This is a genomic window from Burkholderia sp. BCC1638 (assembly GCF_902833195.1).
In the GTDB taxonomy this organism is placed as follows: Bacteria; Pseudomonadota; Gammaproteobacteria; order Burkholderiales; family Burkholderiaceae; genus Burkholderia; species Burkholderia diffusa.
Map to the genome: position 1 here is coordinate 126939 of NZ_CADFEC010000014.1, position 13867 is coordinate 140805.

Here is a 13867-nt window from a genome sequence, read left to right on the forward strand (position 1 = left end):
GCGATGAAGCGCTATACGGTCGGCATCGACCTCGGCACGAGCAACACGGTCGTCGCATACGTCGAGGCCGGCTCCGACGCGATCCGCGTGTTCGACGTCGAGCAGCTGGTCGGCCCCGGCGCGGTGGCCGCGCAGCCGCTGCTGCCGTCGGTGCGCTATCACCCGGCGGCGGGCGAACTGCCGCCGGACGCGCTGCGCTTGCCCTGGGCGTCCGATTCGACGGCCGGCGCGGCCGCGGCCGGTGCGCCGCCGGCCGTGATCGGCCGCTATGCGCGCACGCTCGGCGCGCAGGTGCCGGGGCGGCTCGTCACCAGCGCGAAAAGCTGGCTGTCGCACGCATCGGTCGACCGGCTCGCGGCGATCCTGCCGTGGGGCGCGGCCGAAGGCGTCGACAAGGTGTCGCCGGTCGACGCGAGCGCAAGCTATCTCGCGCACGTGCGTGCCGCGTGGGATGCACGCTTTCCCGACGCGCCGCTCGCGAAGCAGGACGTCATCCTGACGGTGCCGGCATCGTTCGACGACGGCGCGCGCGCGTTGACGGTCGAGGCCGCCAAACGCGCGAAGCTGCCGGCGTTGCGGTTGCTGGAAGAGCCACAGGCCGCGTTCTACGACTGGTTGTACGGCCAGCGCGAGACGTTGCGCGACACGTTTGCCGCCGCGCGCCGCGTGCTGATCTGCGACGTCGGCGGCGGCACGACCGATCTCACGCTCGTCGACGTCGCGCCGGGCGACGACGGCGAACCCACCTTCACGCGCGTCGGCGTCGGCAATCACCTGATGCTCGGCGGCGACAACATGGACCTCGCGCTCGCGCGCCTGGTCGAGACGCGGCTGACCGAGCCCGGCACGCGGCTGTCCGCCGCGAGCCTGTCGCAGCTCGTCGAACGCTGCCGCGCGGCGAAGGAGCGGCTGCTCGGCGACGACGCGCCGGCGTCCGTCACCGTGACGCTGCTCGGCGCGGGCAGCAAGCTCGTCGGCGGCGCGCGTTCGGCCGAGCTGACGCGGCAGGAAGTCGAGCAGATCGTCGTCGACGGCTTCTTTCCGCAGGTCGATGCCGGCGAGCTGCCGCGCCGCGCGCGGGCCGCGATCGTCGAATTTGGCTTGCCGTATGCGAGCGACCCGGCCGTCACGCGCCACGTCGCCGCGTTCCTGATTCGCCATGCGGAAGGTCCGCTGCCCGACACGCTGCTGCTCAACGGCGGCGTGTTTCGCGCCGGCGCGCTCGCCGGCCGTCTCGCGCAGACGCTCGGCGCGTGGCGCGGTGCGCCGCTCGACGTGCTGCACAACGCGCATCCGGACGTGGCGGTCGCGCGCGGCGCGGTGGCCTACGGCCTTGCGCGGGCGGGGCATGCGCCGCGCATCGGCGGCGGCTCCGCGCGCAGTTATTTCCTCGTGCTCGACGATGGTGACGGCGACGCGGCCCCGCGTGGCGTCTGCCTGCTGCCGCGCGGTTCGGAAGAGGGCCGCGAGATCCGGCTCGAGGAGCGCACGTTCGCGCTCCAGCTCGGGCAGCCGGTGCGTTTCCATCTCGTGTCGACGGTGGCCGAGACGGCATACCGGCCCGGCGATCTCATCGAACTCGACGGCGGCGATTTCGTGCGGCTGCCGCCGATCGCGACGGTCGTCGACCGGCAAGCCGGCAGCGACGCACGCGAAACGCCGGTGAAACTCACGGCATCGCTGACCGAAGTCGGCACGCTCGAAATGCACTGCATCGCGACCGACGACGCGTCGCGGCGCTGGCGGCTCGAATTCCAGTTGCGCGGCGACGCGCCCGCGCAGGGCGACGACGCTGCGCTCGCACGCCATCCGCGTCTCGATCATGCGATCGAGCTGATCGACCGCTCGTTCGGCAGCAAGGCCGCGAACGTCACGCCGAAGGACACGCGACGGTTGCGTGCGCAACTTGAACAGGTGCTCGGCCCGCGCGACGAGTGGGACGTCGCACTCGCGCGCGAACTGTTCGACGCGTTGCTCGCGCGGGTGCGTCGCCGCCGGCGCTCGGCCGATCACGAACGCGCGTGGCTGAACCTCGCCGGCTATTGCCTGCGCCCCGGCTTCGGCCATCCGCTCGATGCGTGGCGCATCGAACAGCTGTGGCCGCTGTTCGACGACGGGATTCAGTACGTGAACGACGCGCAAGTGTGGTCCGAGTGGTGGACGCTGTGGCGGCGCGTGGCCGGTGGCCTCGACGACGACGCGCAGACGCAGGTGCGCGACGCCATCGCGTTCCTCGAACCGTCCGACGACAAGCGCCGCAAGCTGCCGTTCGACCCGGCCAAGGTCGGCCCGGCCGACATGACGCGCTTGTCCGCGTCGCTCGAACGATTGCCGGTCGAGCGCAAGGTGGAACTGGCCGAGCGTTTGATCGCGCAATTGCAGAAGCCGGCCGAGCGCACGCTGTGCGCGTGGGCGCTCGGGCGGATCGGTGCGCGACGGCCGTTCTACGGCAGCGCGCACAGTGTCGTGCCGGCCGACGTCGCGAACCGCTGGCTCGACGCGCTGTTCGCGCTGGACTGGAAGCAGGTCGAACCCGCGGCATTCGCGGTCGCGCAAATCGCGCGGATGACGGGCGACCGCGAACGCGATTTGCCGGACGAGACACGTGAGGCCGTGATCCGGCGTCTGTCGGCCGCGAATGCGTCGGCCGCGTGGATCGACATGGTGCGCGAGGCGATCGCGTTCGACGAAGCCGACACGGCGCGCGTGTTCGGCGAAACGCTGCCGGCCGGGTTGAAGCTGCTGGCGGGGTGAGCGGCGCGGCGGGCTCCGGTATCGTTCGGATGCCGGAGCATTCTGCGGCGTTGCCGATGCGGGCTGACGCTCGCCGATTCAATACCCTTCGAACAAAAAACGGCTGCCGTTGCATCGCATCGGCAGCCGTTCGTGCTTCGTGAGTCTGCCGGTCAGGTTTGCGGCGTCGTCTCGCGTGGCGACGCGGCGGATTCCACGGCGATCGCATCCGGCGCCGCCGCCCGCCGCGCGAGGTGTATGCCCGCGAGCATGCAGCGCACCGAGCCGCCGGCCAATTCGATCGTCGGCACGTCGAGCGGAAGCAGCCGCGCGGAGCGTTCGATCGTCGCGCGCTGGTCGCCCGTGAGGCAGTCGAACGCGCGCCGCGACAGCGCGAGCACGCGTCCGTCCTTGCCCGACAATTCCAGCGTATTGCCCGCGAAATTCGCGATCTGCGCGTGATCGAGCGCGATCACCGTGCGGCCCGTTTCGGTCAGGCGTTGCGCGATTTCGTCGCGGCGCCAGCGGTCGGCGATCAGGTCGAGGCCGACCATCGCAAACTCCGTTGCGACGCTCATCATCACGTTCGTGTGATAGATCGGGTTCCCGTTCGCGTCGGCCGTGTCGAAGCAGATCGGCTCGAAGTTGAAGTGCGTGCAGAAGCGTTCGAGCGCGACCGGATCGGCGCGGCGCGAACGCGCGGTGTACGCGATCCGCGCGACGTGGTCGAGCACCATCGCACCGGTGCCTTCGAGGAACACGTCGTCGTATTCGAGCCCCGAGTAGTCGATCACGTCCTGCACGCGGTATTCCGCCTTCAGCATCTCGACGATGTCCGCGCGCCGCTCGCGGCGGCGGTTCGGGCTATGCATCGGAAACAGCGCGACATGCCCGCCCGGATGCGTCGAGAACCAGTTGTTCGGGAACACGGAGTCGGGCGTGTCGCGCTCGCCGTGGTCGTCGAACACGTGCACGCGCACGCCTGCATCGGCGAGCGTCCGCGCCGCGGCCGTGACTTCGTCGCGCGCGGCGGCCGACACCGACGGCGCGTCGTTCGCCCCGGCGGCGGCCGTGCGCTGGAAGGCGTTGTCGGCCGCGGTCTGCGGGTTCGGCAGGAAGCGGTGCGGCCGGATCATCACGACGGCGGCCGGCGCCTGGATCGATACGAGATTCATGAACGGTGAGGGCGAGAGGCGGGAAGCAGGGCGGCGCGCACGCCGCCCGGGATGACGATCAGCGCGCGAACGCGGCGACGGCTTCGGTCACGAAGGCCGCGTGACCCTGCGCGATCGCGGCCGGATCGTCGATCAGCGCGAACAGGTTCTTCGGATCGACGGCCGGCGGAATCAGCGCGATCTCGACGCCCGCGTTGTGCTGCTGAGCGAGCGCGTACAGGTAGCGCAGCGCCGAGTAGTCCTCGAGCGCGAAGCCGACCGAGTCGAACACCGTGACTTCGTCCGCGCGTTCGCGGCCGGCCGTCTCACCCTGCAGCACGCGCCACAGCTCGGTCACCGGAAAGTCGGCCGGCATCTGCTGGATTTCGCCCTCGATGCGCGACTGCGGCTCGAATTCGACGAACACGCGGCCCGCTTGCAGCACGCCCGCCTCGAGCTCGGTCTTGCCCGGGCAATCGCCGCCGACCGCGTTCAGGTGCATGCCGGGCTCGATCATGTCGGCGGTGATGATCGTCGCATATGCCTTGTCGGCGGTGACGGTCGTCACGATGTCGGCGCCGCGCACGGCGTCGGCGGTCGACGCAGCGCGCACGACGCGCAATTCAGGGTAGGCGGCGAGGTTCTTCGCGAGCTTGTCGGTCGCGAGCGGGTCGACGTCGAACACGCGGATTTCCTCGATGCCGAGCAGCGTATGGAACGCGATCGCCTGGAATTCGCTCTGCGCGCCGTTGCCGATCAGCGCCATCGTGCGCGAGCCGGGGCGGGCGAGCGCCTGCGCGGCGAGCACCGACGTCGCGGCCGTGCGCAGCGCGGTGGTCAGCGTGAGTTCGGCGAGCAGCAGCGGATAGCCGGTGTCGACTTCGGCAAGCGCGCCGAACGCCATCACCGTGTGCATGCCGCGCGCGGCGTTGACGGGGTGGCCGTTCACGTACTTGAACGCGAACAGCGATGCGTTCGCGACGGGCATCAGCTCGATCACGCCGTCGCGCGAGTGGCACGCGACGCGCGGCGACTTGTCGAAATCGGCCCAGTGCAGGTAATCGGCGCGCAGCGTGTCGACGAGTTCGCGCAGGAACGTCGTGACGCCCGTCCTGGCGATCAGTCGGGCGGTGGCGGGAACGTCGAGGAATCGGGTCATCGGTCTGTCTCCAATTTTTGCCGGTACGGGTGTCCAGGCGTCCTGGTCGACCGGGGCGGGCGCGTCGGCCCGGGCCCCGGCTCCATCAAAAGCGGTGTCGCGGCTTGTGCGGCCGGTCGATGGAGTCATTATTTCCGTGAGTCGAGCCAACAAAAAGGCGGTAAAAGTGGCAGATTTATCGATAGACTTGGCAGATTGCTGGCCATATCCGGCAGTTTGTGCAATCCACGCTGGTCGAAATGCGCGCCGTCCGGCACGCTGGCGGCCGTCTCACGTTCGACAGGAAGGTCCGTTCATGATTACGCTCGACGACGTCGACCGACAGCTCATCGCGCTGCTGCGCGACAACGCGCGGATGCCCGTCGTCGCCCTCGCGAAGGCGTTGCGCGTCGCGCGCGCGACCGTGCAGAACCGGCTAACGCGGCTGGAGAAGAACGGCGTGATCGTCGGCTACACGGTGCGGCTCAAGCCGGCGGCCGAGCGGCACCGGATCCGCGCGCTGATGTCGATCGCGGTGCAGGGCAATCGCGGCGCGGAAGTGGTGAAGGTGCTGCGCGGGCATCCGAACGTCGCGTCGATCCACAGCACCAACGGGCGTTGGGATCTCGTCGCCGAGCTGCACGCCGATTCGCTCGAGCATTTCGATCGCGTGCTCGGCGCGATCCGGTTGATCGACGGGATCGCGAATACGGAGACGAGCATTCTGTTGTCGACGCACAAGGCTTAACCTGCGCGCTTCGTCGCCGCCCGCGGAAACGTCAGCACCACCGCGAACCCGCCCGCATCGGGAAACGCGAACCCGACACGCCCGCCGTGCGCCTTCATCACTTCCTGCACGATCGCGAGCCCGAGCCCCGACCCGGTTCGACGCTCGCTGCCGTCCGGCGCGATCCGGACGAACGGCTGCAACGCCGCGTCCCAATGCTCGCGCGGAATCCCCCGCCCGTTGTCGGTGACGGTCAGCGTCACCGCTCGATCCGCATTGCCCACGCTGGCGACCGACACGACGATGTCGTCCGCATGCCCATGCAGCAGCGCATTGTGCAGCACGTTCGACAACGCTTCCTGCAGACTGATCGCATCGCCGTCGATCCACGCATGCGGCGCGTCGCTCGCGAACGCGACGGCCACGTCGCGCGCGTCCGCGAGCGGAATCGTGCGGCCGAGCACGTCCTTCGCGAGCGCGACGAGGTCGACGGGTTGCAGCGGCACGACCTCGGTGCGATGAATCACCATCGCATGATTGAGCAACTGCCCCGTCAGGCGGCCGACGTCCGAGCAGGTCGCGCGCAGCGCATCGAGCCGCGCCGCATGGCGCGCGGGATCGACTTCCCCGTCGAGCAATTCGATCTGTGCGTCGAGGCGCGCGAGCGGCGTGCGCATCTGGTGCGCCGCGTCGGCGATGAAGCGCTGCATCGCGTTGATCCGCTCGGCGAGGCGGTGCATCAGTCCGTTGATCGACCCGATGATCGCGTCGATCTCGCTCGGCGTATCGACGGCCACCGGCCGCAGATCGGCCGGATCGCGCGCGGCGATGATCGTGCCGATCTGCGCGAGCGGGCGCAGCCCGCGCCGGATCGCGAGGCCGCTCGCGCCGATCGCGAGCACGCTCATCAGCAGGATCAGCGTCCACACCTTGATGCTCATGTCGTTCGTCAACTGCTGCCGCGCGTTGGTTGTCTGCGCAACGGTGACGAGCGCCCAGCCCGGCGTGCTTTCCTCGGGCATGTAGCGTGCGATGGTCGCGGTGCGGATCCGGTGCCCCTGATAGACGGCGTTCGCGAATGCCGGGCCCTGCTTCGCGGCGGCGAGCGTCGCGGGGCTCGCGAGGTCGTTGTAGCCGGCCACGACGACCCCGCGCGAATCGACGACCTTGTAGTAGACGAGGTCGTAGCGCGACAGCGTCGACAGCGCGGCGACGGGTGGGTTCAGCGCGAGTACGCCGCCCTGCACGTACAGGTTCTCCGCGACCTGGATCGACGCGCCGGCGAGCAACTGGTCATACGCGCGTTCGGCCGCGACGCCCGCGTAGTAGCGCGCGATCGCGGCAAGCGCGAGTGCGCCGGTCGCGACGACGAGCGCGATGAACAGCAGCGTGCGCCCGAACAGCGTCTTCGGGAACCAGTCAATGCGCTGCAATCTGATACCCCATTCCGCGCGCGGTGCGAATCTCGACCGAGCTACCCTGCAGCTTCCTGCGCACGCGTGTCACGTACTGCTCGACCGCGTTTGCGGTCGGCTCGTTGCCGAAGCTGAACAGCTGGTTCAGCAGTTCGTCCTTGGAGAAGATCCGCTGCGGGCGGCTCGCGAGAATCTCGAGCAGCGCGAACTCCTGGCGCGACAGCGACAGCGGCTGGCCGTCGAGTTCGGCGAGACGGCTGCTGCGGTCGATCACGAGGCCGCCGAGCGTCAGCACGTCGTTCGCATGGCCGCTGTTGCGGCGCAGCAGCGCCTGCACGCGCGCATCGAGCTCGCGGTAGTCGAACGGCTTCACGAGATAGTCGTCGGCGCCGAGGCCGAGGCCGCTCACGCGGTCGTCGATCGCGGAACGCGCGGTAACGAGCAGCACCGGCGTCGTGCTGCCCGATGCGCGCAGGTTGCGCAGCACCGCGAAGCCGTCGAGGCCGGGCAGGTTCGCATCGAGCACGACGAGGTCGAAGCGCTCGACGCGCAGCAAGCCGTTCGCGGTCGAGCCATCGGTTTCGAGATCGACGGCATGGCCGAGCCGCGTGAGGCGGCTGCGGATCGCCGCGCCGATTTCGGCATCGTCCTCCACGACGAGAATGCGCATGGTGCCGTTTGCAGGTAGATGAGTTAGGGGTTTTCCCGGGGCCGGGATGTCAGCATTTTCTCAGACTCGCTCGATAACCTGTGTTCAGCCGGAACGAGCGATGACGGCATTAATACCAGAGGAGACGGCAACATGCAGCATGTCACGGGCACGACGAAGGCGCGGCCGAATGCACGGCGAAGCCTGAAGCGGGCTGCCGCGTCGCCGCTTGCCGCCCCCCATACGCAGGCATGCGCATGATCACGTCGCCACGCCGCCGCGCGTTGCTCGCCGCCGGCCTCGGCACGCTTGCCGCCCCGTCGCTGGTGCGCGCGAAGCCGCGCACGGTGCGGATCTCGAAAGGCTATGGCGTGCTGTACCTGCCGCTGCTCGTGATGGAGAAGCAGCGCCTGTTCGAGCGTCACGCGGCGCGGCACGGCCTGCGCGAGGTCGCGGTCGACTGGGTGCTGCTCGACGGCGGCAATTCCGTTAACGACGCGATGATGGCCGGCACGCTCGATTTCGCGGGCGCCGGCGCGCCGGGCTTCATCGAGCTATGGGCGCGGGCGCGCGGAATTCCGAACGTCGAGGTGATCGGCATCAGCGGCTTGTCCACGACGTCGCTGTCGCTCAATGCGAATCGGCCGGGCCTCGCGTCGCTGCGCGACTTCACGCCGTCCGACCGGATCGCCGTACCGGGCATCCGCACGTCGCTGTCGGCGGTCGTGCTGCAGATGGTCGCCAGCCGGCAGCTCGGCGCGAAGCATTTCGCGCAGCTCGATTCGATCACCGTGAACCTGCCGCATCCGCAGGCAATGCAGGCGCTGATCCGCCGCGAGAACGGCGTCACCGCGCACTTCACGTCACCGCCGTTCTCGACGCTCGAGCTGCGGCAGCCGGGCATTCATCGCGTCGTGAATTCGGTCGACGTGCTCGGCCCGCTGACGCTCGACGTCGTGTTCGCGCCGAAGCGGCTCGTCGACACGGAACCCGCACTGGCCTCGGCATTTCTCGGTGCACTCGACGAAGCGAACCGCCTGATCGCGCAGGACCCGCGCGCGGCGGCCGCGCTGTATGCGGCCTCGTCGGGCGTCGGCGTGTCGCACGACGACGTGATGCAGATGCTCGCCGCGCCGGACACGCGTTTCTCGGTGCGGCCGAACCAGCTGATGGACTACGTCGAATTCCTGTATCTCGCCGGCACGATCAAGGCGAAGCCGCGTGCGTGGCACGAGATGTTCGCGCCGATGCTCGACGACTACCGGACCGGCTGATCGTCGCTGTCCGCCGCCGAACCCCGATTTCATCGAACACCCCTGCGCCCGCGCGTGCATCGCGCGCGGCGCCGATTCAACCGACAAGCAACCGATTCACGGAGGAGCCCGCAGTGAATACCACCGAAACCCTGGACCCCGCGTCCGCCGAAGAGCAGCGCGTCATGTCGAAGATGGCGCGGCGCCTGATGCCCATCCTCGTCGTGATGTTCCTGATCGCGTTCATCGACCGGCAGAACGTCGGCTTCGCGAAGCTGCAGATGGTGCACAGCCTCGGGATGACCGAGGCCGCGTTCGGTCTCGCGTCGTCGCTGTTCTTCATCGGATATCTGCTGTTCGAGGTGCCGAGCACGCTCGCGCTGCATCGCTACGGCGCACGCGTATGGCTCGCGCGGATCATGCTGACGTGGGGCCTCATCACCGTGCTGATGGGCTTCACGACGTCGATGCCCGCGTTCTGTTCGCTGCGCTTCCTGCTCGGGATCGCGGAGGCCGGCTTCTATCCGGGCGTGATCTATTACCTGACGCTGTGGTTTCCGCAAAGCTACCGCGCGAAGGTGCTCGGCATCTTCACGCTCGGCAGCGCGCTCGCGAACATGCTCGGCTCGCTGGTCGGCGGCGTGCTGCTGAGCCTGAACGGCGTGTGGGGCCTTGCGGGCTGGCAGTGGGTGTTCGTGGCGACGGGCATCCCGGCCGTGATCGTCGCGATCGTGGTGTTCCGCGTGCTGCCGGCGTCGTTCCGCGATGCGCCGTTCCTCGACGAACGCGAGAAGCAGATCGTCGCGGCCGCGCTGGAGCGCGAGAAGCCGGCGAAGGCCGAGCATGCGCAGCCGTGGAAGGCGCTGCTCGATCCGCGCGTGATGCTGTTCGCCGCGACCTATATGCTGATGTCGACGTCGCTGTACGGCGTCACGTACTGGCTGCCGACGCTCGTGAAATCGTTCGGCGTGTCGAGCAGTACGAACGGTTTGCTGAGCATGCTGCCGTGGGCGCTCGCGGTCGTGCTGCTGCTGTGGCTGCCGTCGAAGCTGCGCCGCGCGAAGAGCATCCTGCGCACGATCGCGATCGTCGCGGCGCTCGGCGCGCTCGGTTTCCTGCTGAGCCTCGTGCTGCCGTCGACGCCGCTGCGCTTCGTCGCGCTCGTGCTCGGCGGTGCGTGCATTCCGCTGCTGTATCCGTGCTTCTGGTCGATGCCGCCGCGCTACTTCACCGGCGCGCGTGCGGCGGCGAGCGTCGCGGCGATCAATTCGATCGGCAACCTCGGCGGCTTCTTCAGCCAGAACCTGATGCCGTTCGCGGGCAAGGTGACGGGCACCGCGTTCGGTCCGATGATCGTGCCGATCGTGTGCCTCGCGCTGCTCGGGATCGGCGCGCTGGTCGCGTGGACGCGTTCGGAGCGGGGGATGGTGGCGGTGCGGGTGTGAGCGGCGCGGGACGCATCGGGGCCGCGGTTCCGCGCGGTCCCGGCTTCCGTTCCGATCCCCGCAGCGGTATTCCGCCGTTGCTGCTTCACCCTTACCCCTCCGCGCGCGACGCCCCCCGTTCGTCATGCGCGATCGCCACATGCGCAGCCGCGACCGGAATGTCGACCTCCACTGTCGTTCCTTCACCGAGCGTCGTATCGATCCGCAGCGTGCCGCCGACGAGATACGCACGCTCGCGCAGGCCAACCAGCCCGAACGATCCCGACTTGCGCGGCGCACCGGGATCGAATCCCGCACCGTCGTCGCGAATCGTCAGCGCGATCGTTTCGTCACGATAAACGAGCGCCACCGTCGCGCTCGACGCGGCCGCGTGCCGCGCGACGTTCGCGAGCGCTTCCTGCGCGATGCGGAACACGGCCGTCGCATACGGTTCGTCGAGCTGCAATTCGCCCGGCTCGACGTGCAGCGCGCACGCCATGCCGTGACGGTGCCGGAAATCCTCCACGAGCCATTGCATCGCGGCCGCGAACCCGAGGTCGTCGAGCATCAGCGGGCGCAGGTCCGACGCGATGCGCCGCGTGGCCGTCACCGCGCCGCGCGCGAGCGCATGCATTGCCGCGATCTTGCGCGCCAGCGGCGCATCGTCTTGCGGCACGTGATCGAGCAGCCATTCGAGATCGTTCTTCAGCGTCGCGAGCGTCTGCGCGAGTTCGTCGTGCAGTTCGCGCGCGATGCGGCGCTGTTCGGCCTCGCGTGCGCTCGCGCTGATCGCCGCGATCTCGCGCAGCTCCTCGCGCGATGCCTGCAGCGCGCGCTCCGCACGCACGCGCTCCTCGACTTCGCGCCGCAGGTCGCGGTTCGACGCGCTCAACTGCGCGGTGCGCGCCGCGACGCGCTGCTCGAGCCGTTCGTTCGCCTCGTTGAGCTGCGCGCTCTTCTGCACGACGAGCAGGTGCTGATAGCGCGCGCCGGCCAGCGCGCGCACCGTCTGAGCATGCAGCCGGCCGTTCTCGAACAGCAGCGCGAACAGCACGACGCCCGACGCGACGAGGCCGTAGGTCCGCCCCGCGTAGAAGCCCAGGTCGAAGCGTCCGTGATTCAGCATCGACGACAGCGCGATGTCGAACAGCCAGGCGACGAGCACGATCATCACCCATAGGTCCAGCACGGAATGACGGCGCCGCTGCCGCCACATCAGCACGAGCGCGGCAAGGTTCAGCGCCCAGACGACCGCGATCGCGTTCGTCATCGCCGAGGCCATCCGGTTGCCCTGCATGATGCGCGGCAGCAGGTCGTGGCCCGCGGTCGCGAGCAGCGCGAGCGCGGCGGTCGCGGCGGCCGTCAGGACGATGCAGAGCAGGAGCGGAATCGTGGCGCGACGCTGCTCGAGCGACGGCGGATGCGCGCGCGGCGCCGCGCGCAGCAGCGCGTACGCGACGACCGCCAGCGGAAAGCCGCCGTGCCAGAACAGATAAAGCCATGCGGTGGTCTGTTCGCCCGCGCCGAGCAGGCCCGTCGGCGTGAACAGCCCCGGAAAGGTCAGCATGTGCGTGCCGGCCATGAAGCCCGTGAACAGGTAGCCGACGGCGAGCGCGAGGAGCGATTTCTCGCGCAGGATCGCGTACTGGCCGAGCAGCAGGCCGGCCGTCACCATGTCGTTGACGACGATCGCCGACTGGTACACGGGGATGAAGCCCCACACGCGGGCAAGCGGCATGCCCGCGAACGGCGCGAGGGCGACGAAGATCATGGCCGACACGACGACCGTCGCAATCGCGAGCCGCCGCTCGCGCCGCTCGGGCGGCAGCGACGACATGAACAGGCGCGACGGCTCCGACGTGTCGTCGTCGTCATCGGCCTCGGCCGGGCGGAAGCGGAATGCGGGCATCATGCGTCGTCGACGCCGAGGTCGAGATCGTGGCGCATCGCGTAGCGCACCAGCGCGGCTTCGTGCGGCAGCTCCATCTTCTCGAGGATGCGCGTCTTGTAGGTGCTGACCGTTTTCGCGCTCAGCGTGAGGTCCGCCGCGATCCGCGTGACCGTCTGGCCCGCCACGATACGGCGCATCACGTCGAGTTCGCGCTCGGACAACCGCTCGTGCGGCAGCATTTCGGACGGCGCGCGCATCGTGCGCGCGAGGCTTTCGGCCGCCGACGCGCTCACGTACACGCCGCCGGCCGCGACCTTGGTGACGGCCTGGACGAGTTCGGCGGTCGCGCTGTCCTTCGTCAGGTAGCCGGTCGCGCCGGCCTTGAACGTGCGCGCCGCGTACTGCGTTTCCGCGTGCATCGTCAGCACCAGCATGCGCAGCGATGGCGCCTGTGTCTTGACCAGCCGGATCAACTCGATACCGGTCGGCGCGGGCATCGACAGGTCGAGCAGCAGCACGTCGGCGGCGCGACGCTCGGCCAGCGCGAGCGTGGCCGCGCCGTCGCTCGCCTCGCCGACGATCTCGAAACCGCCGGCCGTTTCCAGGATGTGACGCAGTCCGTCTCGCATGACTGCGTGATCGTCAGCCAGAATTACCCTGATCATCTAGCGGTCCTCTTCGGGATGACGCCGCGGGCTGCTCTGTCGGTTGTCGCCGCGGCGGTTCTTCTGACCAATATATGCCGCCGAAACGGGAAATGGTGCACCTCCGGAACATTTTTGAGACATCTGGGTATCGAATGTGTCTTGAAGCGAAATAATCGTCGTGAAATGGGACGGGCGGTAGGGGCAGGCGGGGAGGGTATTCCCGAGGAATCGTCGCGGTCCGACGGACGGCGTGCCTCGCGGACCACCCTGATTCGGAGATAAACTGGTGCCTGATTGCACCGTCCAGACCCGAGGAGCCGCCACGATGATCGATCTTGCCGACATCCTGCCGTCCGCGTTGCCCGACGCCGTCGCGTGGGCCGACGCGCAGGCGGCCCACGGGCTCGCGCGGGGCGTGCCGCTGACGCCCGCGCAGGCCGACGACGCGCGTGTCGTGGGCGTCGCGCAACCGGAGCGGATCCGCGTCGTGGTCGCCGACCGGCTGCCGTTCCCCGACACCCCGGCGCTGGGCGCCATCGCGCGCGACACCGGCCTGCTGGCGCCGGGGACGATCGGCCTCACGCTCGGCCATGCGGTGTTCGTGCTGCGCGGCCACGACACGCGACGCCTGCTCACGCACGAATTCCGCCATGTGCATCAGTACGAGGAAGCCGGGTCGATCGGCGCGTTTCTCGCGCGCTATCTGCACGAGATCGCGACGGTCGGCTATCACGACGCGCCGCTCGAGGCCGACGCGCGGCAGCACGAATTCGACTGACGCCGCCGGCCGGCGCGAACGCGCACACATTCCGATGAACCTTCCTCACGCCATCGCC

General features: G+C 69.1%; 11 protein-coding genes. 5 read left to right on the plus strand and 6 right to left on the minus strand.

Annotation, left to right across the window (positions count from 1 at the left end):
- The first annotated feature begins 3 nt into the window (after positions 1-3).
- A complete protein-coding gene (locus HWX22_RS18350) occupies positions 4-2754 on the plus strand; it encodes an Hsp70 family protein (RefSeq protein ID WP_175906739.1) in 2751 nt (916 codons plus the stop codon).
- Between the two features lie 152 nt (positions 2755-2906).
- Here HWX22_RS18350 and HWX22_RS18355 read toward each other — a convergent pair whose 3' ends face one another.
- Complete coding sequence (locus HWX22_RS18355; RefSeq protein WP_175906738.1) at positions 2907-3908, minus strand: arginine deiminase-related protein; 1002 nt, start codon at positions 3906-3908, stop codon at positions 2907-2909.
- 58 nt (positions 3909-3966) lie between these two features.
- Positions 3967-5046 carry an ornithine cyclodeaminase gene (locus tag HWX22_RS18360; protein ID WP_175916177.1) on the minus strand — a complete coding sequence of 360 codons (1080 nt, stop codon included), beginning with the start codon at positions 5044-5046 and terminating at the stop codon, positions 3967-3969.
- Between the two features lie 295 nt (positions 5047-5341).
- On the opposite strand from HWX22_RS18360, the gene HWX22_RS18365 reads away from it, so the two are divergent.
- Complete coding sequence (locus HWX22_RS18365; RefSeq protein ID WP_044845386.1) at positions 5342-5773, plus strand: Lrp/AsnC family transcriptional regulator; 432 nt, start codon at positions 5342-5344, stop codon at positions 5771-5773.
- Here the strand turns inward: HWX22_RS18365 and HWX22_RS18370 are convergent.
- Both HWX22_RS18370 and HWX22_RS18375 read right to left on the minus strand, forming a co-directional pair.
- On the minus strand, positions 5770-7185 hold the full coding sequence (locus HWX22_RS18370) for a sensor histidine kinase (protein ID WP_175916178.1): 1416 nt from the start codon (positions 7183-7185) through the stop codon (positions 5770-5772). The two genes, HWX22_RS18365 and HWX22_RS18370, sit on opposite strands and share 4 nt — an antisense overlap.
- Entirely contained in the window at positions 7172-7837 is a 666-nt protein-coding gene (locus HWX22_RS18375; RefSeq protein ID WP_059532061.1) for a response regulator transcription factor, read from the minus strand. Before HWX22_RS18375 ends, HWX22_RS18370 begins: the two co-directional genes overlap by 14 nt.
- Before the next feature lie 236 nt (positions 7838-8073).
- Here HWX22_RS18375 and HWX22_RS18380 point away from each other — a divergent pair, with 236 nt between their 5' ends.
- The gene (locus HWX22_RS18380) at positions 8074-9090 is read left to right on the plus strand and encodes an ABC transporter substrate-binding protein (RefSeq protein ID WP_175906735.1); all 1017 of its coding nucleotides are present in this window, start codon (positions 8074-8076) and stop codon (positions 9088-9090) included.
- A 113-nt stretch (positions 9091-9203) separates the two neighbouring features.
- On the plus strand, positions 9204-10514 hold the full coding sequence (locus tag HWX22_RS18385) for an MFS transporter (protein WP_175916179.1): 1311 nt from the start codon (positions 9204-9206) through the stop codon (positions 10512-10514).
- Between the two features lie 91 nt (positions 10515-10605).
- On the opposite strand, the gene HWX22_RS18390 is transcribed toward HWX22_RS18385, so the two are convergent.
- Positions 10606-12405 (minus strand): sensor histidine kinase, encoded by a 1800-nt coding sequence (locus HWX22_RS18390; RefSeq protein WP_175906733.1) that lies wholly within the window; start codon positions 12403-12405, stop codon positions 10606-10608.
- Complete coding sequence (locus HWX22_RS18395) at positions 12402-13049, minus strand: response regulator transcription factor (RefSeq protein ID WP_059532052.1); 648 nt, start codon at positions 13047-13049, stop codon at positions 12402-12404. The genes HWX22_RS18390 and HWX22_RS18395 overlap by 4 nt, the downstream gene beginning before the upstream one ends.
- Before the next feature lie 307 nt (positions 13050-13356).
- Between HWX22_RS18395 and HWX22_RS18400 the strand changes: the two genes are divergently transcribed.
- Positions 13357-13809, plus strand: coding sequence for a hypothetical protein (locus HWX22_RS18400; protein ID WP_059532049.1), 453 nt, complete (start codon positions 13357-13359; stop codon positions 13807-13809).
- The last annotated feature ends 58 nt before the right edge of the window (positions 13810-13867 follow it).

Excerpts from the sequence above, each read along its gene's own strand:
- HWX22_RS18350 (WP_175906739.1), top strand. The coding sequence starts at position 4 with ATGAAGCGCTATACGGTCGGCATCGACCTCGGCACGAGCAACACGGTC.
- HWX22_RS18355 (WP_175906738.1), bottom strand. The coding sequence starts at position 3,908 with ATGAATCTCGTATCGATCCAGGCGCCGGCCGCCGTCGTGATGATCCGG.
- HWX22_RS18360 (WP_175916177.1), bottom strand. The coding sequence starts at position 5,046 with ATGACCCGATTCCTCGACGTTCCCGCCACCGCCCGACTGATCGCCAGG.
- HWX22_RS18365 (WP_044845386.1), top strand. The coding sequence starts at position 5,342 with ATGATTACGCTCGACGACGTCGACCGACAGCTCATCGCGCTGCTGCGC.
- HWX22_RS18375 (WP_059532061.1), bottom strand. The coding sequence starts at position 7,837 with ATGCGCATTCTCGTCGTGGAGGACGATGCCGAAATCGGCGCGGCGATC.
- HWX22_RS18380 (WP_175906735.1), top strand. The coding sequence starts at position 8,074 with ATGATCACGTCGCCACGCCGCCGCGCGTTGCTCGCCGCCGGCCTCGGC.
- HWX22_RS18390 (WP_175906733.1), bottom strand. The coding sequence starts at position 12,405 with ATGATGCCCGCATTCCGCTTCCGCCCGGCCGAGGCCGATGACGACGAC.
- HWX22_RS18395 (WP_059532052.1), bottom strand. The coding sequence starts at position 13,049 with ATGATCAGGGTAATTCTGGCTGACGATCACGCAGTCATGCGAGACGGA.
- HWX22_RS18400 (WP_059532049.1), top strand. The coding sequence starts at position 13,357 with ATGATCGATCTTGCCGACATCCTGCCGTCCGCGTTGCCCGACGCCGTC.